Annotated in this window: 23 protein-coding genes, 1 tRNA gene and 3 pseudogenes; 16 read left to right on the top strand and 11 right to left on the bottom strand. The window is 71.2% G+C overall.

Annotated features, from left to right (window positions below; all coding sequences use genetic code 11):
• Positions 1-11 precede the first annotated feature (11 nt).
• Positions 12-952, bottom strand: a pseudogene (locus ABD143_RS07705) (RNA polymerase sigma-70 factor).
• A 67-nt stretch (positions 953-1019) separates the two neighbouring features.
• Here ABD143_RS07705 and ABD143_RS07700 point away from each other — a divergent pair.
• The 6 genes and pseudogenes from ABD143_RS07700 to ABD143_RS07675 all read left to right on the top strand — a co-directional run.
• A pseudogene (locus tag ABD143_RS07700) lies at positions 1020-1151 on the top strand (carboxymuconolactone decarboxylase family protein); the annotation flags it as partial.
• A 227-nt stretch (positions 1152-1378) separates the two neighbouring features.
• Positions 1379-1741 carry an ArsR/SmtB family transcription factor gene (locus ABD143_RS07695; protein ID WP_343973275.1) on the top strand — a complete coding sequence of 121 codons (363 nt, stop codon included), beginning with the start codon at positions 1379-1381 and terminating at the stop codon, positions 1739-1741.
• Between the two features lie 51 nt (positions 1742-1792).
• Positions 1793-2410, top strand: a pseudogene (locus ABD143_RS07690) (choice-of-anchor I domain-containing protein); the annotation flags it as partial.
• Complete coding sequence (locus ABD143_RS07685; RefSeq protein WP_379660119.1) at positions 2344-2796, top strand: choice-of-anchor I domain-containing protein; 453 nt, start codon at positions 2344-2346, stop codon at positions 2794-2796. The pseudogene ABD143_RS07690 and the gene ABD143_RS07685, both read left to right, overlap by 67 nt.
• Positions 2797-2964: 168 nt before the next feature.
• Positions 2965-5193 carry an endonuclease/exonuclease/phosphatase family protein gene (locus ABD143_RS07680; protein ID WP_343973268.1) on the top strand — a complete coding sequence of 743 codons (2229 nt, stop codon included), beginning with the start codon at positions 2965-2967 and terminating at the stop codon, positions 5191-5193.
• Between the two features lie 166 nt (positions 5194-5359).
• Complete coding sequence (locus ABD143_RS07675; RefSeq protein WP_343973265.1) at positions 5360-6790, top strand: sensor histidine kinase; 1431 nt, start codon at positions 5360-5362, stop codon at positions 6788-6790.
• A gap of 64 nt (positions 6791-6854) precedes the next feature.
• Here ABD143_RS07675 and ABD143_RS07670 read toward each other — a convergent pair whose 3' ends face one another.
• From ABD143_RS07670 to ABD143_RS07660, 3 genes are all read right to left on the bottom strand, one after another.
• Entirely contained in the window at positions 6855-7214 is a 360-nt protein-coding gene (locus ABD143_RS07670; RefSeq protein ID WP_343973262.1) for a type II toxin-antitoxin system RelE family toxin, read from the bottom strand.
• 9 nt (positions 7215-7223) lie between these two features.
• Complete coding sequence (locus tag ABD143_RS07665; RefSeq protein ID WP_343973259.1) at positions 7224-7526, bottom strand: hypothetical protein; 303 nt, start codon at positions 7524-7526, stop codon at positions 7224-7226.
• A gap of 495 nt (positions 7527-8021) precedes the next feature.
• A tRNA-Thr gene (locus ABD143_RS07660) sits at positions 8022-8096 on the bottom strand.
• Between the two features lie 490 nt (positions 8097-8586).
• On the opposite strand from ABD143_RS07660, the gene ABD143_RS07655 reads away from it, so the two are divergent.
• The 3 genes from ABD143_RS07655 to otsB all read left to right on the top strand — a co-directional run bounded on the left by ABD143_RS07655 (position 8587) and on the right by otsB (position 12272).
• Positions 8587-9999, top strand: coding sequence for a threonine/serine exporter family protein (locus ABD143_RS07655; protein WP_343973256.1), 1413 nt, complete (start codon positions 8587-8589; stop codon positions 9997-9999).
• 93 nt (positions 10000-10092) lie between these two features.
• Complete coding sequence (locus ABD143_RS07650) at positions 10093-11526, top strand: alpha,alpha-trehalose-phosphate synthase (UDP-forming) (protein WP_343973253.1); 1434 nt, start codon at positions 10093-10095, stop codon at positions 11524-11526.
• Positions 11523-12272 (top strand): trehalose-phosphatase, encoded by a 750-nt coding sequence (gene otsB / locus ABD143_RS07645; protein WP_343973250.1) that lies wholly within the window; start codon positions 11523-11525, stop codon positions 12270-12272. The genes ABD143_RS07650 and otsB overlap by 4 nt, the downstream gene beginning before the upstream one ends.
• Before the next feature lie 3 nt (positions 12273-12275).
• Here otsB and ABD143_RS07640 read toward each other — a convergent pair whose 3' ends face one another.
• Complete coding sequence (locus ABD143_RS07640) at positions 12276-12665, bottom strand: DUF3291 domain-containing protein (protein WP_343973247.1); 390 nt, start codon at positions 12663-12665, stop codon at positions 12276-12278.
• Between the two features lie 40 nt (positions 12666-12705).
• On the opposite strand from ABD143_RS07640, the gene ABD143_RS07635 reads away from it, so the two are divergent.
• A complete protein-coding gene (locus ABD143_RS07635) occupies positions 12706-13332 on the top strand; it encodes a TetR/AcrR family transcriptional regulator (protein WP_379660116.1) in 627 nt (208 codons plus the stop codon).
• A 77-nt stretch (positions 13333-13409) separates the two neighbouring features.
• Here the strand turns inward: ABD143_RS07635 and ABD143_RS07630 are convergent, their stop codons facing one another.
• Positions 13410-14513 carry a LacI family DNA-binding transcriptional regulator gene (locus ABD143_RS07630; protein WP_343973241.1) on the bottom strand — a complete coding sequence of 368 codons (1104 nt, stop codon included), beginning with the start codon at positions 14511-14513 and terminating at the stop codon, positions 13410-13412.
• 122 nt (positions 14514-14635) lie between these two features.
• On the opposite strand from ABD143_RS07630, the gene ABD143_RS07625 reads away from it, so the two are divergent.
• The 3 genes from ABD143_RS07625 to ABD143_RS07615 are packed head-to-tail and all read left to right on the top strand — an operon-like array spanning position 14636 to position 17328.
• Entirely contained in the window at positions 14636-15619 is a 984-nt protein-coding gene (locus tag ABD143_RS07625) for a metal ABC transporter solute-binding protein, Zn/Mn family (RefSeq protein ID WP_343973238.1), read from the top strand.
• Between the two features lie 6 nt (positions 15620-15625).
• Complete coding sequence (locus tag ABD143_RS07620; protein WP_343973235.1) at positions 15626-16474, top strand: metal ABC transporter ATP-binding protein; 849 nt, start codon at positions 15626-15628, stop codon at positions 16472-16474.
• Positions 16474-17328, top strand: a complete 855-nt coding sequence (locus ABD143_RS07615) for a metal ABC transporter permease (protein WP_343973232.1) — start codon at positions 16474-16476, stop codon at positions 17326-17328. Before ABD143_RS07620 ends, ABD143_RS07615 begins: the two co-directional genes overlap by 1 nt.
• 16 nt (positions 17329-17344) lie before the next feature.
• On the opposite strand, the gene rlmB is transcribed toward ABD143_RS07615, so the two are convergent.
• Both rlmB and cysS read right to left on the bottom strand, forming a co-directional pair.
• Positions 17345-18328: a 23S rRNA (guanosine(2251)-2'-O)-methyltransferase RlmB gene (gene rlmB / locus ABD143_RS07610; RefSeq protein ID WP_343973229.1), complete on the bottom strand. Its 984-nt coding sequence runs from the start codon at positions 18326-18328 to the stop codon at positions 17345-17347.
• 4 nt (positions 18329-18332) lie between these two features.
• Positions 18333-19724, bottom strand: a complete 1392-nt coding sequence (gene cysS / locus ABD143_RS07605; protein WP_343973226.1) for a cysteine--tRNA ligase — start codon at positions 19722-19724, stop codon at positions 18333-18335.
• A gap of 90 nt (positions 19725-19814) precedes the next feature.
• Between cysS and ABD143_RS07600 the strand changes: the two genes are divergently transcribed.
• Positions 19815-20198 carry a VOC family protein gene (locus ABD143_RS07600; protein ID WP_343973223.1) on the top strand — a complete coding sequence of 128 codons (384 nt, stop codon included), beginning with the start codon at positions 19815-19817 and terminating at the stop codon, positions 20196-20198.
• Positions 20199-20271: 73 nt separating this feature from the next.
• On the opposite strand, the gene ispF is transcribed toward ABD143_RS07600, so the two are convergent.
• Genes ispF through ABD143_RS07585 form a run of 3 tightly spaced genes read right to left on the bottom strand, consistent with a single transcriptional unit; the run spans position 20272 to position 21957 of the window.
• Positions 20272-20736: a 2-C-methyl-D-erythritol 2,4-cyclodiphosphate synthase gene (gene ispF, locus ABD143_RS07595; RefSeq protein ID WP_343973220.1), complete on the bottom strand. Its 465-nt coding sequence runs from the start codon at positions 20734-20736 to the stop codon at positions 20272-20274.
• Between the two features lie 10 nt (positions 20737-20746).
• The gene (locus ABD143_RS07590; RefSeq protein WP_343973217.1) at positions 20747-21424 is read right to left on the bottom strand and encodes a 2-C-methyl-D-erythritol 4-phosphate cytidylyltransferase; all 678 of its coding nucleotides are present in this window, start codon (positions 21422-21424) and stop codon (positions 20747-20749) included.
• A 41-nt stretch (positions 21425-21465) separates the two neighbouring features.
• Positions 21466-21957, bottom strand: a complete 492-nt coding sequence (locus ABD143_RS07585; RefSeq protein WP_075953662.1) for a CarD family transcriptional regulator — start codon at positions 21955-21957, stop codon at positions 21466-21468.
• A 285-nt stretch (positions 21958-22242) separates the two neighbouring features.
• Between ABD143_RS07585 and ABD143_RS07580 the strand changes: the two genes are divergently transcribed.
• Positions 22243-22941 (top strand): copper chaperone PCu(A)C domain-containing protein, encoded by a 699-nt coding sequence (locus tag ABD143_RS07580; RefSeq protein WP_343973208.1) that lies wholly within the window; start codon positions 22243-22245, stop codon positions 22939-22941.
• A gap of 5 nt (positions 22942-22946) precedes the next feature.
• Complete coding sequence (radA, locus tag ABD143_RS07575; RefSeq protein WP_343973205.1) at positions 22947-24314, top strand: DNA repair protein RadA; 1368 nt, start codon at positions 22947-22949, stop codon at positions 24312-24314.
• Positions 24315-24332: the final 18 nt, after the last annotated feature.

Below are 24332 nucleotides of genomic sequence, written 5' to 3'. Positions count from 1 at the left end.
AGGGCCCGGACTCAGCGGCGCAGGGCGGTCTCCCGCTCCATATGCGACAGCTTCTCGGGATTGCGCACGGCGTACAGCCCGGTGATGAGGCCGTCGTCGATGCGCACCGCTATGACGGTATCCACTTCGCCGCCCAGTCGGAGGATCAGCGCCGGGTAGCCATTGACCTGTGCCGGCTGAAGCGACACCGCGGCGGCGATCCTGCCCAGCCCGACGGCCAGCAGCCGGGCCACCTTGTCGGCCCCCACGATGGGCCGCGGCACGGCCTGCTTGAGTCCTCCACCGTCACCCACGAGGACGACATTCGGCGCGAGGATGTCGAGCAGGCATTGCATGTCGCCCGTCTCGACCGCCCGCTGGAACGCCTCGAGCGCGTCTCGGGTCTCGGCCGGAGAAACGACCTCGCGCGGCCGGCGCGCCGCGACGTGCGCCCGCGCCCGGTGCGCGATCTGGCGGACCGCGGCCGAGCTCTTGCCGACGGCTTCCGCGATCTCGTCGTACCCGAGGTCGAACACCTCGCGCAGCACGAACACCGCCCGCTCGGTCGGCCCGAGCGTCTCCAGCACCAGCAGCATCGCCATCGAGACGCTGTCGGCCAACTCGACGTCCTCGGCCACGTCGGGCGCGGTGAGCAGCGGCTCGGGCAACCAGGAGCCGACGTAGGACTCCTTGCGCCGGACTAGCGTGCGCAGTCGGGTGAGCGCCTGCCGGGTGGTGATCCGGACCAGGTATGCACGCTGATCCTGCACGGTGTCGAGATCGACGCCCGCCCACCGCAGCCAGGTCTCCTGAAGGACGTCCTCCGCGTCGGCTGCCGAGCCGAGCATCTCGTAGGCGACGTGAACAGCAGCCTGCGGTGGGCGAGGAACGCCGCGGTGGCGGGGTCCGGGCGGTCGTCGGGACTCATGCCCCCGCCGCGATCTTCGGGCGCGGTCTGCGACGTGCCGGCCATGGATGGCTCCTCTTCAACCTCGACTCGTGCCACCCACCAGACGCCGGACCCCGCCGTTTTGTGACACCACCACGGCGTGTCCAACGAGACCTTGGTCTCCCTGGTCGCCCTGATCAACGCGACCAACCGGCTCAGCGTGATCGTGCGCCAGCAAGGGGGTTCCTACGAGCCCGGCATGTTCGCCAGCGTGACGAGCTGATCGGCAGACGAATCACGGCCCGGCTCAGGATCAGTCGATCCGAGCCGGGCCGCTCGATCTCCTCGGCCGCCTTCGTGTGCTTGCGGAAGGGCGCGGCCAGGGTGCTGGCTACTCCCCTTCAGTGCCCACGAGCCTGCCGCATGTTTCGTCGATTGCGCAACTGAGGATCTGATGTTGAGTTCGTCACGCGCTGGTCGCAACGGGCCCGAAAAGGGAGGATCGGGAGCATGGCGAACCGACCCGGACCGCCGACCCCACCGGGAGCCCCCACGCAGGTCGTCGAACCGACACAGCCGCAACTGCGGTCGGCCGCGGCGACCTTCGCCCTCCTGAGCAGCCCGCCGCGGCTGCACCTCGTCTGGCTGATGGCGCACGAGACCTTCGACGTAGGGACCCTGGCCGGCCGGGTCGGACTCAGCATCGCCACCACCAGCCAGCACCTGAGCAAACTGCGCCTCTCCGGCGTCATCTCGGCGCGGCGCGACGGCCGCCACACCTACTACACCGTCGACGACCCGCACGTACTGACGCTGATCGACCAGATCTTCAGCCACATCGCCGCCGACGGCACCCTCGCCCCCGACCCGTAGAACGACGGTCGAGGACATCCAGCAGACGGTCTCGACCGGTCGGCCCGTGTCACCGAGGTGTGGCCGATGCCGCTCAAGGACTGGAGCACCGGCGCCGGCTTCGACGCATCCGACCGCGACGGCGGCATCAACATCCGCCCGTGGCCGGTCACCGGGCTCGCCATGCCCGACACGATCGCGTCGTACACGGCCCGCGGTCGGACCCTGCTCGTCACGGCGAACGAGGGCGACGCCCGCGAGTGGGGCGACTACGTCGAGCCCGTCCGGGTCGGCAGCTCGGACTACCGGCTGTGCGCCGACGTCTTCCCCGACGCGGCCACGCTGAAGCAGCCCGCGAACCTCGGGCGGCTGAACGTCTCGACCGGGAGCGGCCTGCGCGCCGACGGCTCCTGCTACGAGCGCATCGACGCCGCCGGCGCTCGGTCGTTCTCGATCCTCAACACTGACGGCACCCTCGTCTTCGACTCGGGATCGCTGTTCGAGCAGAAGATCGCCGAGCTGATCGCGACCGGGAAGCTGCCCGCGACCGCGTTCAACGCCAACAACACCGCGAACCCTCGGCCGACACCCGTAGCGACGACAAGGGCGTCGAGCCGGAGGGGATCGCCGTCGGCGATGTCCGCGGGCGGACGTATGCGTTCCTCGGGTTCGAACGCATCGGCGGGGTGATGGTCTTCGACATCACCGACCCGCAGGCCGTCACCTATGTCGACTACGTCAACGACCGCAATTGGGACGCCGTCTACGACGGCGCGGCGGTCCCTGACCAGGGCGATCTCGGCGCGGAGGGTGTGGGGTTCATCTCCGGCCCGCGTCCCGATGATCGCCGTGGCCAACGAGGTGTCCGGCACGACCACCCTCTACGCGGTCGAGCCGACCCAGAAGTGACGGATGCCGGGCGGGGCCGGGTCACGGAAACATTCCGGCCCTGCCCGGCGCTGACGCCGGACGCGGAACTGGGCGTCTACCGTCACCACCGGATCCATCTCGTCGACCACCGAGCCTTGTTCTACTCGACACACGGAAGACGCCTCACCGTCCACTCGTTCGAGTGAAATGCCGCAGTGACTTCACTCCTACGCAATACTTGCCGCGCTTTTGCGGCAATTACTGTCGCGGGCGTTGCCGGGCTGGCTGTGCTGGTCCCGCCTGCGTCCGCGGCGCCCAGTACTGGTCCGGTCATCGCCGAGGTCTATGGCGGTGGTGGCAACTCCGGTACGACCTTGACCCGGGACTTCATCGAACTGGCGACGACCGGCACCACCCCGGCGAGCGTCGCAGGCATGAGTGTGCAGTACCTGCCTGGCTCGCCTAGCGGGAGCAGCCGCTGGCAGGCCACCCCGCTGTCCGGTTCGGTCGATCCTGGCGCGCGCTTCCTTGTCGCAGAGGCCGCGGGGGGCGCAGGCACGGTCGAGCTGCCCACCCCCGATGTAACCGGGTCGATCAATATGTCCGCCACGACCGGCACGGTGGCACTCGCCACCGGAACAACCCCGTTGACCTGCCTGACTGCCGTTGACTGCGCGGCCGACTCGCGCATCGTCGACCTCGTCGGCTACGGCAGCGCGGTGGTGCGGGAAACCAGCCCTGCGCCGGCGCCGAGCGCCACCACATCGGTCTTCCGCACCACATCGGCCGACACCGACAACAACTCGACCGACTTCGTCGTGGGGCCGCCCAGTCCGCAGAACTCCGCGGGCGAGAAGCCCGGCGGCCCGAGTGGAGCGATCGACGCGCGCATTCGCGACATCCAGGGGACTACCCGGACATCGCCGCTGGTCGGCAAGGTCGTGCGAGTTCCCGGCATCGTCACCGCCACGAGAGCGTTCGGCTCCTCACGCGGTTTCTGGATGCAGGACCCTCAACCCGACAACGACCCCCGCACCAGCGAGGGCCTTTTCGTGTTCACCGGTTCCGTGACGCCGCCGGTCGCGGTCGGCGACGCCGTCACCGTCACCGGCACGGGGGCCGAATACCGTCCCGCGTCGGGCTACCAGACGACCACCCAGCTCACCAGCGCCACCTGGACCACAGATTCGCGCGGCAACGAGCTGCCGAATCCGGTCGTGATCACCGAGAACACGGTGCCCGGCGAGTACACGCCGCAGCCGGGCGGCAGCATCGAGTCCCTGCCGTTGGAGCCCTCGAAGTACGCGCTGGACTTCTGGGAGGCGCACGAAGGCGAGTTGGTCAGCGTCGCCGATGTACGCGCCGTCAGCAGCACCACGGCCTTCAACGAGGTGTTCGTGACCACCAAGCCGGGCGAGCACCCCAACGCACGCGGTGGGTCGGTGTATCTCGGCTACGACCAGACCAACACCGGCATTGTCAAGATCCAGTCGCTGATCCCGTTCTCGCAGCGGCCGTTCCCGAAGGCCAACACCGGTGACGTCCTCACCGGCATCACAGCGGGCCCGGTCGAGTACAGCCAGTTCGGCGGTTACACCCTCCAGGCCTCGATCCTCGGCGAGCTCAAGGACAACGGCCTCGCCCGTGAGGTCACCGGCAAGCAGAACGGTGGCGAGCTCGCGGTGGCCACCTACAACGTGGAGAACCTGTCAGCCGTCGACGATCAGGCGAAATTCGACGGGCTGGCCCGCGGCATCATCGACCACCTGTCGTCTCCGGACATCGTGACGCTGGAGGAGATCCAGGACAACAACGGTCCGACCGGCGTGAACGACGGCGTGGTCGCGGCCGACCAGACGCTGAAGCGCTTCGTCGACGCGATTGTGGCCGCGGGCGGGCCGCGCTACGAGTGGCGGCAGATCGACCCGCAGGACATGACCGACGGTGGTGAGCCGGGCGGCAACATCCGGGTCGGCTTCCTGTTCAACCCGCAGCGGGTGTCGTTTGTGGACCGTCCCGGTGGCAACGCCACGACCGCGGTCGACGTGGTGGCCGACCAGAAGAACAAGAACCCGCAGCTGTCGATCTCACCCGGCCGGGTCGACCCGACCAACCCGGCGTGGCGAACCAGCCGCAAGCCGCTGGCCTGCGAGTTCGTCTTCCACGGAAAGACCGTGTTCGTCATCGCCAACCACTTCGCCTCGAAGGGCGGCGACCAGCCGGTGCACGGCATCAACCAGCCCCCGGTCCGCAGCTCCGAGGTGCAGCGTGAGCAGCAGGCCACGGTCCTGCGTGGCTTCATCGACAAGCTGTTCGCGGCCGATCCGAACGCCGACCTCGTGGTGGCCGGCGACCTCAACGACTACCAGTTCTCGCCGACCCTGCGGACCCTCACCCAGGGCGGTGCGCTGACGGCGCTGATGAACACCCTTCCCGAGAGCGAGCGCTACAGCTACGTCTTCGACGGCAATTCGCAGGTGCTGGACCACATCCTGGTCTCGAAAGCACTGAAGAAGGTCGACTACGACGTGGTGCACATCAACGCTGAGTTCGCCGAGCGGTCAAGTGACCACGACCCGCAGATCGTACGGTTCCTGCCCTAGCAACGGATAAGCAGTTCCCCAAGGCCACCTTGGTTGCGTTGAACGCGACCAAGGTGGCCTTGGGTGCTTAAGCGGGCGTCTTTCCGAGCCTTTCCCGACCACGTTCCTGCCGCCACAGGTACACGGGAACAACCGGGGCACCGCACCGTAGTGTCTACTGTGTCACGTGATTCGCGTCGAGGACCTCCGCTCGCTGCCGCTGTTTGGCGACCTGTCCGACGACCAGATCACGCAGCTGATCGCGGCCAGCACGGTCGTCCGGATCGAACCCGGTGTCGAACTGTTCCACGAGGGCGAGCCAGCAGACTTCTGGTGGGCGCTCGTGGACGGCGAGATCGAGCTGAGCCGTCGCATCGGCCGCGAGGAGACCCTGGTAGGCCGGATGGACGCCCCGGGCAGGTGGGCGGGCGGATTCCGCGCCTGGGATGACCGCGGCGTCTACCTGGCGACCGGGCGCGGAAAGGTCGACGGGCAGGTGCTCCGGCTACCCGCCACGGCGTTGTGTGAGCTGGCGAGCGCCTGGTTTCCCTTCGGCAGCCACCTGATCAGCGGGCTGTACCATACGGCGCGCTCGATCGAGTCGACCGCGCGCCAGCGCCAGTCGCTCGTCGCCCTGGGCACGCTCGCCGCGGGCATCGCCCACCAGATCAACAACCCGGCCGCGGCCGCTACCAGGGCGATCGACGAGCTCGAGGACACGTGCCGGACCCTGCTGTCGTCGCAGGGCCTGCTCGCCAGGAACGAGCTCGCCGCCCAGCAGTTCGTTGCACTCGACGCGCTGCGCAGTGAGATCGGGTCCCGCCCAACCGTCTCGGACCCGCTTACCGTCTCCGATCTGGAGGGCGACCTCGAAACGTGGCTCGCCGACCACGGTGTCGAGCGTGAGTGGCTCGTCGCCCCGGCGCTTGCCGCGGCAGGCGCCGATGTCGCCTGGTGCGAGCGGGCGGCAACGGTGATCAACGGACCGGCTCTCGGGCCTGCCATGGAGTGGGTGGCGAGCACCCTGTCCGCCACCGCGTTGCTCGCCGAGCTCAAGGAGTCGACCGGGCGAATCTCCGAGCTGGTCGCCACCGTCAAGTCCTACTCACAGATGGATCGCGCGTCGATGCAGCGCGTCGACGTCGCGAGCGGAGTCGACAGCACGCTGGCGATGCTCGGCCACAAGCTTGGTGCCGGAATTACGATCGTCCGCGACTACGGGTCCGACGTGCCGACGATCGACGCCTACGCGAGCGAGCTGAACCAGGTCTGGACCAACCTGATCGACAACGCGCTCGACGCGATGGACGGCGCGGGCACGCTGCAGGTGACGGTGCGCGCCGACGGCGACGCCGTGTCGGTGACGATCGCCGACACCGGACCGGGTATGCCGCCCCAGGTGGCGGAACGCGCGTTCGACGCGTTCTTCTCGACCAAGGACGTCGGCAAAGGCACCGGCCTGGGCCTCGACATCGCGCGGCGCATCGTCGTGGAGCGCCACCGCGGAACGATCACAATTGACTCCCGCCCTGGCGCGACTGCCCTGCTCGTCCTGCTGCCCGGCAGACCCCCGGCGGCCCCGACCGCTCCCCCAACCCGCGACCGGCACGTCGGCTAGTTGGCCGACCCGAAGCGGGTGCCCCAGCCCGGGTGTTCTCTGCTGTGCGGCTCGACTACGGGTACTAGCGATCCCAGATCTGCTCGAGGCTGGTAGCCAGCTCGCGGACGGTGGCGTCGCTGTGCATGCGGAGCCTGCTCATCGCGAGTTCGTAAGCCTCGTTGTCGGCGCGCTTCCCGATGACCCAGATGACGGCCACGTTCCCTTCGGCGTCGACGCGGTAGATGATCCGGTAGTCGCGGTTGCCGACGACGAGCTTCCGGAAGGTGGTGAGGTCCCCACCCGCACGGTTCCCGAGGGGCTGCCCGCGCAGGTGGGGATCGGTCTCGAGCTTCTTCAATCCCGTGGCGACGATCCGCTGAGCCGCCCCGTCCAGATCGTGGAAGTCTTCGCGGGCTTCCTCGGTGAGCTGGACCTTCGCCATCGTGTGTCCTTACCCCTCGTCGAGGCTGTCGGGGTCGATCCCGACTTCGGCGAGGACGTCGTCCAGGTCGTAGCGGCGGCCGCTGTCGGCGGCTGCCCGGACCAGCGCGATGCTCAGGAGTCGCAAGTCGTCCTCCAGTTCGTCGAGCCTCTGTAGCCGGTCCATACTGTCGATGTTCACGACCGCGGCCACTGCCTTGCTGTTACGCATGAGGACCTGTGGTCGGCCGTTCTCGGCGTCGGTTACGAGCTTGGAGACGCCCTTGCTGCTTGCGTCGGTGATGCTGATTAGGTCTCGTGTGTCTACGTTCATGCTCCGTGGCTCCATCCCCGTTACTGGGTAGAATCCTACCTAGATAGCTCGACAGTAGGCCACCGCCGTTACCCACTCGAACTAGTGAGTCGAACCACCCCGTCGCCGAGCACGCCGCGCCGCGACCACACGGTCGTGGCCAGCTTGGCCAGGCCGTTGAGCTGCTAGAACCTGGTGCTGCAGAGAAGGTGCTTCCGTCTGGCGCGCCAGAAAAGACGAACGCCTCGGCCGTCAGCTCGAGCCCGAGTGCCCGCGCACGGGCCGCCGCACGTGCTCGGTGATCACGCAGCACCATGACGGTCTCGGAGTCGAGCGCGAGCCGCCGTTGCTGGTGGGTCGTCGGACTGAGCGGCCGGCACACGTGCGGTTTGCACCGCCGGTCGCAGTCGTGCGGGCCCGCGGTGTGATGATCCATCCGGCGCCGCCCTGGCTCAGGAGCCGGTTGCGAACCGCCTCTCTGACCCATTCGGCAGAGCCAAAACCGCTGGTCACACGTGGAGCCGGAGGTCGGGATCGAACCGACGACCTACCGCTTACAAGGCGGTTGCTCTACCACTGAGCTACACCGGCCAGAGTGCGCGGGCCGAGCATAGCGCGCAGCCAGGTACCGACCCGCGGACTCACGCCCTCACGAGCACAGCGCGCGAGCCGGACGCGGGGCCGGCCGCCTCCACCGGCGGCCGGAGCTCACGGCGGAAGAACTCGGAGACGGCCAGGTCTCCCGGTCCTCCGGCGCCAACGCGGTGGTTGTTGCCGCGCACGATCTTGCGCTTTCCGCGGATGCAGCCAGCGCGGAGCCTGACTTCGCAGAGTGCAGCTGAACGCAAGCGGGGCCCCCCTGCACCGGGCCGCACCGAAACCAGCACGCAGCCACAGCCGGAGTTCCCGATGCCGCGTTGATCATCCTCGCGCTGGTCCTGGTCCTCGCCCTTGCGGCCGCAGCCACAGGAACGTGAATTCGAGCCACGGGGTGCTTCTGGGTTCGGTTCCACCCGGCAAGATCGTCCGGACACCGCTTAGGCTTTGTGGTCGTGATCTCCCCCCTCCACCAACCGGACGCATGACGACCGCAGGGCGCTTCTCCCGGCGGCTGCGCACTGCGTTGCGCCGGGAGGCGCAAGGTCTCCTGCAAGCGGGCCCACGGACCGTGCAGCTGATGCGGCCGCTGGGGCCGCAGGTGCCGAGCGACGCGCGAGTGCAGCAGGTGCTCGACCTGTGCATGCAGGTCGGGGAGGTGCTGCTGTCCAGCGGCGAGAACGCCGACGAGACGACGCGGACGATGCTGCGGCTCGCGTCGGCGTGCGGGCTCTCGGCCGTCGACGTGGACATCACGTTCACCTCCATCACCATGTGCTGCCACCGCGGGATGGCGGCGGCGCCGGTGACGTCGATGCGGCTGGTGCGGTACCGGTCGCTCGACCTCACCCGGCTCGCGGAGGTCTCCTCGGTCGTCGACCGGGTCGAGCACGCCGAGCTCGACGCCGAAGGGGCGGCCGCGGTGCTCGCGGAGGCGGTCAGCGCCCCGCACCCCTACCCCCGCTGGGTCGCGACGACCGGTTGGGCGGGGTTGGCGGCGTCGATCGCGCTGCTGCTGGGGGCCGCTCCGGTCACCGCGCTCGTGGCGTTCGTCGTCACCGCGCTCATCGACCGGACGGGGCGGCTGCTCAACCGGTGGGGTCTTCCGGCGTTCTTCCAGCAGGTCGTGGGCGGGATGCTCGCGACGGGGGCGACGCTCGCGCTGTTCGCCGGGGGTGTGTTCCCGCCGGGCACGAAACCGTCCCTGGTCATCGCCGCGTCGATCACGGTGCTGTTGTCCGGTCTGTCTGTCGTCGGCACCGTGCAGGACGCGATCTCCGGTTACTACGTGACGGCGGCCGGTCGGGGTATGGAGATCCTGCTGCTGTCTGCCGGCCTGCTGACCGGTGTCGTGCTGGGTCTGAAGATCGGGTTCGAGTTCGGGCTCGCGCTCGAGGTGGCGGGCGAGCTCCCGAGTGGGGCCGGGCAGTTCAGTATCTCTCTGCTGGCCTCGGCTGCCGCGGCGGCGTCGTTCTCGCTCGCCGGCTACGCCAGACCGCGGCCGCTGCTCGCCGCCGGGCTGGCCGGGGCCGCCGGCTGGGGCACGTACGGCGTGTTGACCCAACTGTTCGCGACCGGGCCGGTCGCGGCGACCGGAGCCGCGGCGGTGGTCGTCGGGATCGCGACCGGGCTGCTGCGGCGAAGCGGCAGCGGGGTCGCGCCGCTGGTGGTCACGCTCGCCGGCATCACACCGCTGCTGCCAGGATTCACTGCCTATCGCGGCTTCTATCAACTCGCCGTCGAAGGGCTCGCCGACGGACTGGTCACCGCGACGGTCGCACTCGGCATCGGGCTCGCGCTCGCCGCGGGAGTGGCGTTCGGGGACTTCCTCGCGCGGCCGCGTCGGACACCTGTCACATCCGTCGCAGAAGCCCCGCAGGACGCCGACCGGCAGTAGGCTCTAGATCAGCCCATGCGTGCTCGACGCTCGCATGACGCGCGCCCTCCGGCGTCGAGTGACGGGCCCGGGCGCATTTGCCCGAGGAGGATCATGCCGTCCGGCAGCACCACGCCCGATTCCGAAGCCGAGTTCGTGGTTGTTGCGAACCGGCTGCCGGTCGATCTGGAGAAGCTCCCGGACGGCACGGAACGCTGGAAGCGCAGCCCCGGCGGGCTCGTCACCGCGCTCGAGCCGATGCTCCGCAGCCGGGAAGGGGCATGGGTCGGCTGGCCCGGCCTCGCCGACGCCGACGTCGCCCCGCTCGTCGAGGACGGGCTGCACCTGTACCCGGTGCGGTTGTCGGCCGAGGAGGTCGAGAACTACTACGAGGGCTTCTCCAACGGCACCCTGTGGCCGCTCTACCACGACGTGGTGGCCCCGCCCGCCTTCCACCGGCACTGGTGGCAGGCGTACGTGCGGGTGAACCAGCGCTTCGCGCAGGTCGTCGCCGACGTGGCGGCGGAGGGCGCCACGGTCTGGGTGCAGGACTACCAGCTGCAGCTCATGCCCGCGGCGCTCCGCAAGCTGCGCCCCGACCTGCGGATCGGCTTCTTCCTGCACATCCCGTTTCCGCCGACGGAGCTGTTCATGCAGCTGCCGTGGCGCACGCGGATCGTCGAAGGGCTGCTCGGCGCCGATCTCGTCGGCTTCCACACTCCCGGCGGCGCCCGGAACTTCCGCTGGCTCGCCACCCGCATCGCGGGAGCGACAGCGGGTCACGGACGCAACGAGGTCGTAGTGGGCGGCCGCACGGTCAAGCTCGGCGCGTTCCCCATCTCGATCGACTCGGCCGCTCTCGACAAGCTCTCGCGCACTCCAGAGGTGCTCGAGCGCGCGAAAGAGATCCGGTCCGACCTCGGCGACCCCGAGCGCGTGATCCTCGGCGTCGACCGGCTCGACTACACGAAGGGCATCGACGTCCGGCTGCGCGCGTTCGAGGAGCTGCTGGTCGAGGGCCGGGTCTCGGCCGACGACACGGTCATGGTCCAGCTCGCGACGCCGAGCCGGGAGCGCGTCGAGCACTACCAGAAGATGCGCAACGACATCGAGCAGTCGGTCGGGCGCATCAACGGTGAGTACGCGCGGGTCGGCCACCCGGCAGTGCACTACCTGCACCAGTCGCTGCCGCGCGACGAGCTCGCCGCGTTCTTCGTGGCCGCCGACGTAATGCTCGTCACGCCACTGCGCGATGGCATGAACCTGGTCGCGAAGGAGTACGTGGCCTGCCGGCACGACGAGGGCGGCGCGCTCGTGCTCTCGGAGTTCGCCGGTGCCGCTTACGAGCTGAAGGACGCTCTGCTCGTGAACCCCCATGACACCGACGGTGTGAAGAACGCGCTCTACGCTGCGCTGAAGCTCGCCCCGGAGGAGGGCCGCAGGCGGATGCGGGCGCTGCGCCGCCAGGTGCTCGGCCACGACGTCGACCGCTGGGCGCGCTCGTTCCTCGACGCACTCGGCCTCCCGCCGGCCGGGAGCACGTCGTGACCGATCTCGACGACGCTGTGCGGGCCGTGGCGTCCGTTCCGCGGTTGCTCGTGGCCCTCGACTTCGACGGGGTGCTCGCCCCGATCGTGAACGTGCCGTCCGAGGCCCGGCCGCTTCCCGAGTCCGCGGCCGCGCTCGGGGCACTCGCCACGCTCTCCGACACGGTCGTCGCGCTGGTGTCGGGCCGCGGGCTGGCGGACCTGGCCGCGGTCTCGGGTTTCGGCAGCCCCATCCGGATGATCGGCAGCCACGGCGGTGAGTTCGACGACGGCGCTGCCGTGCTCGACGATGCCCAGCGCGAGCGACTCGACGCGGTCGTGGCTGAGCTCGAGGAGCTCGTGGGTGGGGAACCCGGCGTCGTGCTGGAGCACAAGCCCGCCGGCGTCGCCGTGCACGTGCGGAACGCGCCGCCCGAGGTCGCCAGCCGGGTGATCGACGCCGTGGGCACCGGGCCGGCCGCCCGCGACGGCGTCGAGGCCACACCCGGCAAGGCGGTCGTCGACCTGTCCGTGGTGCAGATCAACAAGGGCGCTGCCCTCGACGTACTGCGCGAGCGCATCGAGGCCGACGCCGTGCTGTTCGCGGGCGACGACGTCACCGACGAGACGGCCTTCGCCCGGCTGCGGCCCGGCGACGTCGGCGTGAAGGTCGGCCCGGGCGACACCGCGGCCGAGCACCGCGTGGACGGGCCCCTCGACGTCGCGAAGCTGCTGAAGGGGCTTCTCGCCGCGCGCACCGGGCGGTAGGGCTCAGGCAGCGGCGGCCAGTCGGCGCTCGGCGTCGTCCCAGTCCAGGGGCAGCGCCGACGAGGGCACGTTCCAGAAGGTGAACCGGGAGTCGGCCATCGCGGACCGGTGCCGGCCCATGATCGTCCGGTGTGGTTCCGCGCGGACCATGGCGTTGAGCGCGTCCTGGTCCCGCCACACGCTGAGCGTGGCGAACTCCCGGCGCAGCGGGTGCGCCACGAGCGAGACGCCGAGCGCGCCGTCGGCCTTGCGGACCTGGGCGTGGATGCGCATCGCGTCGAGGAAGAACGGCAGGACGTGCCGGTACCCACGCACGCGGAACCGGGACGCCATCACCACCACCTCGCCTGCTTCGGGAGTCGGGTCGATGGCGATCCAGGGCAACGTGGGCATGCCGGCCTCCTCGGGCGAAAATGTTCTTGTCAGTGACAAGATGCCCCTCACCACATATCTTGTCAATGTAAAGACCTGGAGTAGGATCGACCGCGTGCCCTACCACCACGGCCACCTGAGGCGGGCCCTGCTCGACACCGCACTCGAGGCGATCACCGAACAGGGCCCTGCCGCGGTGAGCCTGCGCGACGTCGCCCGGCGTGCAGGCGTCTCACACGCCGCGCCGACGCACCACTTCCGGGACAAGGCCGGGCTGCTCACCGCGCTCGCCGCGGAGGGCTGGACGCTGCTCGCCGACGCGCTCAGCGCCGCAGCCGCCAGAGGAGAGGGCTTCGCCGAGCTAGGCGTGACCTACGTTCTTTTCGCCACCTCGCACCCAGGCCACTTCGCCGTGATGCGCGCGCCCGGGCTCGTCCGGAGGGACGATCCGGATCTCAGGGCCGCGCAACAGCGGGCGGGCGCGCTCCTGCAGGCGGGCGCCGCGCAGCACGACGCGCGGGCCGGGGCCGGCGGCGCGCCGGGCGACCACGCAACCACATCGCTGGCCGCGTGGTCACTCGTCCACGGCCTCTCGGCGCTGCTGGTCGAAGGCGCCGTGAAGCCCGAGCCCGGCACCGACGTGGCGACGCTCGCCCGCTCGGTCACCAGGCGGCTGGGACCGGGCTGACCTCACGTGAACGCAGCCGAATCACCCGTGCAGTCCCCCCGGCTGTCCTCCGCGCCGGAAGCCGCACGGGCCGGGCGTCACCAGCCGGAGAAGAACCGCTGGTCCACGCGGGGTTTGGCACTCGTCACGCCCACCACGAGCTCCGTGGGCAGCGTGACGCGGCGCGGCCGGTTGCGGTCGCCACGCTCCAACAGCAGCTCCCCCGCCACGCGACCCTTCTCGAGAACGGGCTGCCGCACCGTGGTGAGCCCGGCGCGTTCGGCCTCCGGCACCCCGTCGAAGCCGGTGATCGTGAGCTGGTCGGGCACTGCGAGCTCGCGCACGGCCGCGTGGCGGAGCGCCCCCAGCGCGAGGATGTCGGAGGTGCAAACGATGGCCGTGATCTCCGGGTGGGCCGCGAGCAGCGCGGCTGCCGCGTCCTGCCCGGCGTCGACGCTGTGCTCGAAGCGCTCGTGCACGGGCACCTCCACCCAGTCCACACCCACCGCGGCGAGCCCGTCGCGGATGCCGGCGAGCCGCTCGCGCTGCACCGGGTAGGTGGCGGCGGCCTGGCGCTCGGGCGAGGCCGGGCCGTCGTTGCGGCCGGCGGCGAGTCGCATGCAGAGCACGCCGACGCGGCGGTGGCTGAGCGCGGTGAGGTGCCGAGTCAGGGCGAGCATCCCGGCCCGGTCGTCGACGCCGACCCGGTCGACGCCTTCGACGCTCATCGGCTGGTCGCAGACCACCGTCGGCACGGGGCGTTCGAGCACTGCAAGGAAGTGCGGGTCGTCCTCGCGCACGGAGTAGACGACGAACCCGTCGACGCCGGCCTGGTGCACCGCAGTGACGTCGACCTGCTCGGGACTGACCGGGACGAGCAGCAGTCCCTGCCCAGCCTGCTCGCAGGCGAGGGCGAGGCCCTCGAGGAAGCCGGTGGCCGCCGGGTCGCGGAAGGCGTAGGAAAGGGCCTCGGTGAGCAGCAGCCCGACCGCCCCGGCCTTGCGGGTGCGCAGCGAACGGGCCACCGGGTCGGGGCCGGGATAGCCGAGGCGCCTCGCCGCCTCCAGCACGCGGGCACGCAGCGGTGCCGACAGTTGATCGGGTCGGTTGTATGCATTGGACACAGTGGTGCGTGATACGCCCAGCTCGGCGGCTAGCGAGGCCAGCGTCGCTGGTCGTCGGACGTTGGAAGCCCCGGCCATCGCTGAACCGTAACGGTTCAGAGAGGTAGCGGAAAGTGGAGAACCGCCCTGGTGAGGGAGCCGATGCTCACACGCTAGAGTGAATCGACAACGGTTATCAGATGCACTCGGGAGATCGACCCATGGCCTACCGCAGCTCCGGCGCCGCCCTCGTGACGATCGCCCTCATCACGCTCGCCGGATGCAGTTCAGGGGGCGGGGGGACGCAGGCAGCGGCCCCGGCCGGCGACGCCCCGGTCGAGGTGGTCACCTCCACGAACGTCTACGGCAGCATCGCCCAGGCCGTCGGCGGCGAGCGGGTGAAAGTCGCGTCGCTCATCGACGACCCGGCGGCGGACCCGCACTCCTACGAGAGCACCCCGGCGGATGCTGCGAAGGTCGCCGGCGCGCGAGTCGTGGTCTTCAACGGCGGCGGCTACGACGACTTCATGCCCCGGCTGGTGCAGTCGGGCGGAGCCAGCCCGACCGTGATCGATGTGGCGGAAGTCTCGGGTCTCGTTCCCTCGGCCGGGGCAGCGGAGGAGCACCCGCCCGGAGAGGCGGCGCCTGCTGAGGGCAATGCGCACGGGCACGGCTCGTTCAACGAGCACTTCTGGTACAGCCTCCCGACGATGCAGGCGGTCGCGTCCCGCCTCGCCGCGGACCTCGGTGCCGCCGACCCGGCAGGCGCAGCCGAGTACACCTCCAACGCCGAGGCCTTCAACTCCCACGTCGCGGACCTGCAGACCCGCACGCAGGCGATCGGCGCCAGCAACCCCGGCGCGCGGGTGGCCGTCACCGAGCCGGTGCCGGGCTACCTCATCCAGGCGGCCGGCCTCACCGACGCCACCCCGCCGGAGTTCACGGCGGCGGTCGAGGAGGACAGGGACCCGCCCGCGGCCGTCCTGCAGGAGACGCTCGCACTGTTCCAGGGCACCCCGGTGCGCGCGCTCGTGCTCAACCAGCAGACCCAGACCCCCACCACCGACCAGGTACAACAGGCGGCGCAGACTGCAGGGGTGCCTGTGGTGGGCGTCACTGAGACACTCCCCCAGGGCACAACCGACTACGTGAGCTGGATGGGCGGTCAGATCGACGCCCTGGCCGGCGCACTGAACGGGAGCTGATCGCCGGTGGCCGCACCGCCCACCACCACATCGCCGGACGTGTCCCGGCTCCCCGTCGTCGCACCGGCGCTCTCGCTACGCGGGGCGCGGGTGAGCTTCGGGGACCGGACGCTATGGGAGGGGCTCGACCTGGACGTGGCGCCGGGTGAGTTCATGGCGGTGCTCGGCCCCAATGGCTCGGGCAAGACCACGCTCGTACGGGTGCTGCTCGGGCTGCTGCCGCTCTCGGAGGGGGAGGTGCGGATCGGGGGGCGCCCGCCGCGGCGGGGCAGCCCCAGCATCGGCTACATCCCCCAGCAGAAGGCGATGGACGCCGACCTGCCGCTGCGCGGCCGCGACCTCGTCGGGCTCGGGCTCGACGGTCACCGGCCCGGCGTCGGGCTTCGGGGCAGGCGGGTCCGCCGCGAGCGAGTCGACGCGGCGCTCGCCGCCGTCGGCGGCACCGCGTACGCGGACTCGCCGGTGGGGCGGCTGTCCGGCGGGGAGCAGCAGCGGCTGCGCGTCGCGCAAGCCCTGGTCGGCGACCCGAACGTGCTGTTGTGCGACGAGCCGCTGCTCTCGCTCGACCTCTCTCACCAGCGCACGGTCACCCGTCTCATCGACGAGCGGCGCCGCGCGGCCGGCACCGCCGTGCTGTTCGTCACGCACGAGATCAACCCGGTGCTCCCGCTGATCAACCGCGTGCTCTATCTCGTCGACGGCCGGTTCCGGGTCGGGCCGCCAGAAGAGGTCATGACGTCGGAGGTGCTCTCGGAGCTGTACCGCACCCGCGTCGACGTCCTGCGCGTGCGCGGGCGGCTGGTCGTCGTCGGAGCCGAGGAGCACGGCGAGCACTGCCACGAGGAGCCGGCCTGATGGATCTGTTCGCAAGGCTGTTCACGTTCGAGGGGATCGGCGAGCTGCTGGCCCTGCCGTTCGTGCAGACCGCGCTCATCGCGTGTGCCGTCCTCGGGTTCGCGGCTGGAGCGCTCGCACCGCTGATCGTCTCGCGCGGGATGGCGTTCGCCGTGCACGGCACGGCGGAGCTGGCCTTCACCGGGGGTGCGGCCGCGCTGCTCATCGGCGTCGGCGTCGAGTTCGGCGCGGTCGCCGGGGCGCTCGTGGCCGGCGCGGTGTTCGGCGTGCTCGGGCTGCGCCAGCGCGAGCGCGACTCGGTGATCGGCGTCGTGCTCGCGTTCGGCCTCGGGCTCGGCGTGGTGATGCTGTCGCTGTACAGCGGGCGGGCGTCCAACAAGTTCGGGCTGCTCACCGGCTCGGTCGTCTCCATCGACTCCACGAACCTCGCTGTGCTCGGCGCCGTGGCCCTGCTCGTGATCGGCGCGCTCGCGGTGCTCTACCGACCGCTGCTATTCGCGAGCACGGACCCCGACGTCGCGCTGGCCCGCGGCGTTCCGGTCCGGTTCCTCTCCCTCGTGTTCGCCGTCCTCATCGGGCTGACCACGGCCATTGCCGTGCCCATCGTCGGGGCGATCCTCGTGCTGTCGGTGATGATCGCGCCCGGCGCCGCTGCCGCGCGGGTGACCGCGAGCCCGGTGCGCGCCACCCTGCTCGCCATCGCCTTCGCCGAGGTCTCGCTGCTGGGCGGCCTCGTGCTGTCGCTCGCCCCCGGACTGCCCGTGTCCGGCTACGTGGCCGCGCTGGCATTCCTGATCTACGTCGGCTGCCGGGTGGTGGCGCGCCTGCGCGGCCGCCCGGTGGCGGCCGCCTGACCGGCACCCCTGACGCTCAGCCCAGGCGGCGCTGCCGGGCCACGTCGGCCAGCACGACGCCCGCGGCCACCGAGGCGTTCAGCGACTCGACAGGCCCCGCCATGGGGATCGACACCGTGACGTCGCAGGTCTGCTTCACCAGCCGCGAGATGCCCTTGCCCTCGGAGCCGATCACGAGCACCAGCGGGCCGGTCGCGAGCTCGAAGTCGTCGAGCGTGACCGAGCCCTCCGTGTCGAGGCCGGCCACCATGTACCCGGCGGTGGCGTACTCGCGCAGCGTGCGGGTCAGGTTGGTGGCCCTGGCCACCGGCAAACGCGCGGCCGTGCCTGCCGACGTGCGCCAGGCAACCGCCGTCATACCGGCGGCGCGGCGCTGCGGGACGACCACGCCGTGGCCGCCGAAGGCCCCGACCGACCTGACGACGGCACCGAGGTTGCGTGGGTCCGTCACGCCGTCGAGCGCGACGATGAGGCCAGGCTCGCCGGACTCGGCCGCCGCCTCCAGCAACTCGTCCGGGTGGGCGTAGGAGTACGGCGGCACCTGCAGCGCGACGCCCTGGTGCAGAGCGCCCCCGGAGATGCGGTCCAGATCGCCGCGAGGCACCTCGAGGATCGAGATCCCGGCGTCGGCGGCGAGCTGAACGGCCTCGGCCACCCGCTCGTCGCCGGTGGTGCCCACGGCGACGTGCAGGGCCGTGGCCGGCACCCCCGCGCGCAGGCACTCGACGACCGGGTTGCGCCCGAGCACGGTCTCGGGTGCGTCGCCGTCGCCGGGCCTGCGCCGGTTGGCGGCCGCCCCGGGCTTCCCGCCGAAGTTGGCCCCCGCCCTCCCGGCGGCCGTCGCCCGGCGCGCAGCCGGGTGGCCGGGGCGCATCTCAGCGGGCGGTGTGGGTCCCTTGCCCTTCAGCGCCCGGCGGCGCTGGCCGCCGGAGCCGACGACCATGCCCTTCTTGGTGCCTTCCTTGCGCATCGCTCCGCGGCGCTTGGAGTTGCCGGCCATTCGACTACACGTCCTTCAGGGACCAGGTGGGGCCGTCGGGTGAGTCCTCAACGGACACCCCGGCGGCGGTGAGACGGTCGCGCACCTCGTCAGCGGTGGCGAAGTCACGCCGGGAGCGCGCCTCCTGGCGCTGGGCGAGGAGGTCCTCGACGAGCGCGGTGAGCGCCCCGGTGGCGGCGTCGGACGCGCCCTCGCCCTCGACCCAGCGCGGGTCGAGGGGGTCGAGACCCAGCACGCCCGTCATCGCGCGCACCGAGCCCGCCGCCGAGGCGGCCGCTGTGCGGTCGCCGTTGTCGAGCGCGGTGTTGCCCTCTCGGACGGCACCGTGGATGGCGGCGAGGGCGCCCGGCGTGCCCAGGTCGTCGTCCATCGCCGCGACGAACGCGGGCGACACCGTGCCCGGCTGGGGCGTGCCGACCCGCTCACGCACGCGGTGCACGAACGATTCGATGCGCCGGTAGGCGGCCACCGACTCATGCAGTGCCGCGTCGGAGTACTCGATGGACGAACGGTAGTGCGGGCCCACCAGGTAGTAGCGCAGCTCCACCCCGCGCACCCGGCGCAGCAGCACGTCGATCGCGAGCGTGTTGCCGAGAGACTTCGACATCTTCTCGCCGCCCGTGGTGACCCACGCGTTGTGGAGCCAGTAGTGGGCGAACCCGTCGCCTGCGGCGTTGGACTGCGCACGCTCGTTCTCGTGGTGCGGGAACACCAGGTCCAGCCCGCCGCCGTGGATGTCGAACTCCGGGCCGAGGTAGAAGGTGGACATCGCCGAGCACTCCAGGTGCCAGCCGGGCCGCCCCCGGCCCCACGGCGTGGCCCACGAGGGCTCGCCCGGCTTGGCGGCCTTCCACAGCGTGAAGTCCAGCGGGTCGCGCTTGGCCCCGCTTTCGCCCTCGCCCTGCGCGACGTCGTCGACCTTCTGGTGCGACAGCGCCCCGTAGTCCGGGAACGACCGCACGGAGAAGTACACGTCGCCGCCCGCGGCGTAGGCGTGGTCACTGTCGACGAGCCGCTCCATCAGATCGATCATCTGCGGCACGTGGCCGGTGGCCCGGGGCTCGATCGAGGCGGGCAGGCAGCCGAGGGCGTCGTACGCGGCGACGAAGGCCCGCTCGTGCGTTGCCGCCCACTCCCACCACGGACGCCCGGCGTCGGCGGCCTTGCGCAGGATCTTGTCGTCGATGTCGGTGACGTTGCGTACGAGCGTGACGTCGTAGCCGCCGTGAGTGAGCCAGCGGCGCAGGACGTCGTAGTTGAGCCCGGAGCGGACGTGCCCGATGTGCGGCGAGCCCTGCACGGTGGCGCCACAGACGTACATCGACGCAGCCTCGGCCCGCAGGGGGACGAAGTCCCGCTGCTCCCTGGTGGCAGTGTCGAAGAGGCGCAAGCTCACCTGCCCAGGGTACGGAGTTGCTGTGGCGTTCATCGCGCGGTGTTCCGTTTCGTCCACGACGGTGTATCGGGGAGGCGGCACGCTGGCACCATGCAGAACATCACGGGCCTCCGGCCCCGCCTTGTGGTCGATGGTGCGGACGCGGCCCTGGACTTCTACGCCCGCGCGCTCGGCGGCACCGTCAGCGAGCGCCATACCGGCGCCGACGGCCGGGTGGTGCACTCGCTGGTGACGGCCGGGCCCGCCCGGTTCGCCGTCAAGGACGCCGGCGACGGCGACCCGGCCCCGAGCGGCGACGGCGTTCCCGTGATCATGTCGCTCGAGGTCGACGACGCAGACGCGGTGGCGGCGCGGATGCTGGCTGCGGGCGCGACTGTTATCTACGAGATCGCCGACCGCGGGTACGGCTACGGCGGCCGCCTCCGCGACCCCTTCGGCCATCAGTGGATGATCTCGCAGGAGGCTCCCGCGTAACCCGAACGTGCAGCAAAGCCATTTTCCCGCAAGCACGTCGCCGCAAAGTTGCTTTGCTGCGATCGAGGGTGGACTACCTCGGCACGAGCAGGGCGGTCGCGATCGCGGCGATACCCTCGCCGCGGCCGGTCAGGCCCAGGCCGTCGGTCGTAGTGCCGGAGACCGACACCGGTCCGCCGACGACTCCGGAGAGCACCTGCTGGGCCTCCGCCCGCCGGGTGCCGATCTTCGGCCGGTTGCCGATCACCTGCACCGCGCCGTTGCCGACCGCCCAGCCCTCGGCGGCGACGAGCCTGCGCACCTCACCGAGCAGCGCCACGCCGCTCGCGCCCGCCCACTCCGGCCGTCCGGTGCCGAACACCGCGCCGACGTCGCCGAGCCCGGCGGCAGACAGGAGCGCGTCACACAACGCGTGAGCGGCGACGTCGCCGTCGGAGTGCCCCGCACAGCCGTCGACGCCCTCCCAGAGCAGGCCCGCCACCCAGCACGGGCGGCCCGCCTCGACGGGGTGCACATCGGTGCCGACGCCGACCCTCACCTGCCGATCCTCACCGGGCCATCGTCCTCTCCGCCAGCAGCCGCGCGAGCTCCAGGTCCCACGTGCTGTGCACCGCGAACGCGGTGGGGTCCCCGGGCACGGTGTGCACGGAGCCACCGCCCGCCAGGCACCGGCGGACGTGCTCCAGCGGGTCGGCGGCGAGCTCGGCGCCGAGGAGGTCGGCATGGAAAGCGACGGGGGTCTGCAGCACGCGCAGCCCCGCGCGGTCCGGGGTGGCCAGCACGACGCCGTCGGCGTCCACGCGCTTGACGGTGTCGGAGAGTGGCAGCACCGGCACTGACACGCCCCGGCCGGCCCGCGCCGCTTCCACAACCGCCGCAGCCAATGCGGGGGGCGCGAGCGGACGGGCGGCGTCGTGAAGCAGGGTCACCCCAGCGGGCTCTTCGCGGAGCGTGACCAACCGGTCACGACTGGTAGTATGCGCTCGTTGACCGCTGTGTACGCCAGTCAAGAGGGGGCCTTCATCAACGCTGACGGACAGCCCCGAACACGCCCTTACAAGCGCACCCGCACGTGCGCCGAGGTCGTGCAGGCGCACGTGTGTGACGAGACCGGTGGCGAGCAACGCTCGCACTGCAAGCGCCACCATGGGAACGCCGCCCACCTCGGTGAGTGCGTCCACCGGCTCGGCGCGACCGCGAACCACGACCACCGCTGTGACGTCCATGCGGAGACCCGACCCGGCGGTGGGAGGCGGTGCGGCAGGGTTCAGGCGGTGGCCGTGGCCAGCACCTCGTCAAGCAGTACCTCGGCCCGCTCCTCGTCGGTGCCCTCGGCGAGCGCTAGCTCACTCACGAGGATCTGCCTGGCCTTGGCCAGCATCCGCTTCTCGCCCGCGGACAGGCCGCGGTCCTTCTCGCGGCGCCACAGGTCGCGAACGACCTCGGCGACCTTGTTCACGTCGCCCGACGCCAGCTTCTCCAGATTCGCCTTGTACCTGCGCGACCAGTTGGTGGGCTCCTCTGTGTGCGGGGCGCGTAGCACCTCGAACACGCGGTCCAACCCTTCCTGGCCCACCACGTCGCGAACGCCTACGACCTCGGCGTTCTCGGCGGGAACACGCACCGTGAGATCACCCTGCGCGACCTTGAGGACGAGGTACTTGCGCTCCTCGCCCTTGATCGTCCGAGTCTCGATGGCCTCGATGAGAGCGGCACCGTGGTGCGGGTAGACGACGGTCTCTCCGACCTTGAAAACCATGTGTCCTCTGCCCCTTTCGCTGTACCCAGGTTAACACGCCCGAACCGGGCTGCGCTGCCCGGTCCGGGCTGTCGTCGCAGGTCAGGGGATTGACAACCAACACGAAACGTGCAGGAGTTCGTGCAGCAGAACCTTCCGGGGGACCGCGACAGGGTCTCCCACCGGTCGCGTTAGGCTTGCCGCCTGGCCGAACCCTCCGGCCACGGAGGCGCTTCGGCGCCCCCATCCGCCCGAGGCCGCGCCTGCGGCCCGGCGAGGTGCACAGCGAGGAAGGACGTCACGATCGTGATCCGCCCTGAGAGCCGCACTGCGCGAAACCGCTCCGGCCGCGTCGCCGCCCTGGTCGGGGCCATGATCGGGGCGGTCGCGCTCGCCGGATGCGGAGCGGGCCAGATCACGCAGACCAGCGACCAGGTCGCCGCGGTCGCGGGAGCGAACGCCACCGTGGGTCCCATCGCCGTCCGCAACGCGCGCATCGAGTTCAACACCGCAGCGCACGGCGCCGCCATCTACCTCGCCGGCTCCAGCGCACCGCTGGAAATGAGCATCGTCGGCACCGGCAACGAGGCCGACACGCTCGTGTCCGCCAGCAGCCCGGTCGCCTCGGCCGTCCAGATCAGCGGCACCACCACGATTCCCGGCGGCCGGACTCTCGTCGTCGCAGGCGCGCCCGCCGAGGCGGCGGCCACGCCGGCAGCCACCGCCGCCCCCACTGCCACGGACACCGCCGCACCTGCTCCGGCGCCGACCACCACCGCGCCGACCACCGCGCCGACCACCGCGGCGCCCACCAGCGCGGCCACATCGACCATCCAGCCCCCCCTCGCCGAGCCGGGCACGGCCAGCATCGTCCTCACGGGGCTGCGTCAGAATCTCGAAGTCGGCCCGACGTACCGCGTCACCCTGACGTTCCAGCGCGCCGGCAGCGTGCAGGTCGACGTCCCCGTCGCGAGCCCCGACATCCCGCGCGTGGACGCGCACTAGCCCGGATGCCGCCACGCTCGCGGGCGGCGCGCGGGAGCTATCGCTGCGCCGAGTGCGGGCACCAGACCGCGCAATGGGTCGGGCGCTGCCCCTCCTGCCAGGCGTGGGGCACGCTCGAAGCAGCGGCGCCGGTCGCCGCCCCACCCGTCCGCACGAAGGTCGCCGCGGGCGCTCCCACAGCGCCTGCCCGCCGCATCGCCGACGTCGCACTGGACTCGGCCATGGCCCGGCCGACCGGCGTCTCCGAGCTCGACAGGGTGCTCGGGGGCGGCCTCGTCCCCGGTGCCGTAGTGCTCCTGGCAGGCGAGCCGGGTGTGGGGAAGTCGACGCTCCTGCTCGAGGTGGCCGCGCAGGTGGCCGGCAGCGGCCGCGTCCTGTACGTGACGGGCGAGGAGTCGGCCGGTCAGGTGCGGCTGCGCGCCGAGCGCACCGGGGCGTTGAACGACGAGCTGTACCTCGCGGCCGAGTCCGACCTAGGCGCGATCGTCGCGCACATCGACGAGCTGCGTCCCGACCTGCTGATCGTCGACTCGATCCAGACCATGTCCACAGCGGACGCCGACGGGGCACCGGGCGGCGTGACGCAGACCCGCGCCGTCACCGTCGCGCTCACCGGGCTCGCGAAGGAACGCGGCCTGCCCACGCTCCTCGTGGGACATGTCACGAAGGACGGCGGGATCGCCGGGCCGCGGGTGCTGGAGCACCTCGTCGACGTCGTGCTCGCGTTCGAGGGTGACAAACACTCGACGCTGCGCATGGTGCGCGGCGTGAAGAACCGCTTCGGCCCCGCCGACGAGGTGGGCTGCTTCGAGCTGCGCGACTCGGGGATCGTCGGGATGCCCGACCCCTCGGGGCTCTTCCTCGCCCGCTTCGGCGGGCCCCCGGTCCCCGGCACGGCCGTCACCGTCGTGATGGACGGGCGCCGCCCGCTCCCCGCCGAGCTGCAGGCGCTCGTCACCGGCAAGGACATCCCCAGCCCCCGCCGGGCTGTGAGCGGGCTCGACAACGCGCGCGTGGCGATGCTGCTGGCCGTGCTGGAGAAACGCGCAGGCGTGCGGCTGCACGACGCCGAGGTCTACGCGGCGACGGTCGGCGGCATGCGGGTGGTCGAGCCGGCCGCCGACCTCGCGCTGGCGCTGGCGATCACTTCGGCCCGCCGCGACATCGCCCTCCCGGCCGACGTGGTGGTGCTCGGCGAGATCGGGCTCGCCGGCGAGGTGCGCCGCGTCGCTGGGGTCGAGCGGAGGCTGGCGGAGGCGGCACGGCTGGGGTTCGCGCACGCGCTCGTGCCGCCGGACAGCGGCACCCCGCCCGCCGGGATGCGGACCACGGAGGTCCGCGACATCGGCGTGGTGCTCGACCGGATCCGCTAACGCGTTTCGGCGACGACG

The organism is Pseudonocardia aurantiaca, from assembly GCF_039526725.1.
GTDB lineage: Bacteria > Actinomycetota > Actinomycetes > Mycobacteriales > Pseudonocardiaceae > Pseudonocardia > Pseudonocardia aurantiaca.
This window is presented reverse-complemented; position numbering and strand designations above follow the sequence as displayed.

Bases quoted from the DNA above. Each gene is read 5' to 3' on its own strand.
- ABD143_RS07585 (WP_075953662.1), bottom strand. From the start codon at position 21,957: ATGGTTTTCAAGGTCGGAGAGACCGTCGTCTACCCGCACCACGGTGCC.
- ABD143_RS07695 (WP_343973275.1), top strand. From the start codon at position 1,379: ATGGCGAACCGACCCGGACCGCCGACCCCACCGGGAGCCCCCACGCAG.
- ABD143_RS07590 (WP_343973217.1), bottom strand. From the start codon at position 21,424: ATGGACGTCACAGCGGTGGTCGTGGTTCGCGGTCGCGCCGAGCCGGTG.
- ABD143_RS07655 (WP_343973256.1), top strand. From the start codon at position 8,587: ATGACGACCGCAGGGCGCTTCTCCCGGCGGCTGCGCACTGCGTTGCGC.
- ABD143_RS07630 (WP_343973241.1), bottom strand. From the start codon at position 14,513: ATGGCCGGGGCTTCCAACGTCCGACGACCAGCGACGCTGGCCTCGCTA.
- ABD143_RS07635 (WP_379660116.1), top strand. From the start codon at position 12,706: ATGCCCCTCACCACATATCTTGTCAATGTAAAGACCTGGAGTAGGATC.
- ABD143_RS07650 (WP_343973253.1), top strand. From the start codon at position 10,093: ATGCCGTCCGGCAGCACCACGCCCGATTCCGAAGCCGAGTTCGTGGTT.
- ABD143_RS07670 (WP_343973262.1), bottom strand. From the start codon at position 7,214: ATGGCGAAGGTCCAGCTCACCGAGGAAGCCCGCGAAGACTTCCACGAT.
- ABD143_RS07615 (WP_343973232.1), top strand. From the start codon at position 16,474: ATGGATCTGTTCGCAAGGCTGTTCACGTTCGAGGGGATCGGCGAGCTG.
- ABD143_RS07600 (WP_343973223.1), top strand. From the start codon at position 19,815: ATGCAGAACATCACGGGCCTCCGGCCCCGCCTTGTGGTCGATGGTGCG.
- radA (WP_343973205.1), top strand. From the start codon at position 22,947: ATGCCGCCACGCTCGCGGGCGGCGCGCGGGAGCTATCGCTGCGCCGAG.
- ABD143_RS07665 (WP_343973259.1), bottom strand. From the start codon at position 7,526: ATGAACGTAGACACACGAGACCTAATCAGCATCACCGACGCAAGCAGC.
- rlmB (WP_343973229.1), bottom strand. From the start codon at position 18,328: ATGGCCGGCAACTCCAAGCGCCGCGGAGCGATGCGCAAGGAAGGCACC.
- ABD143_RS07625 (WP_343973238.1), top strand. From the start codon at position 14,636: ATGGCCTACCGCAGCTCCGGCGCCGCCCTCGTGACGATCGCCCTCATC.
- ABD143_RS07640 (WP_343973247.1), bottom strand. From the start codon at position 12,665: ATGCCCACGTTGCCCTGGATCGCCATCGACCCGACTCCCGAAGCAGGC.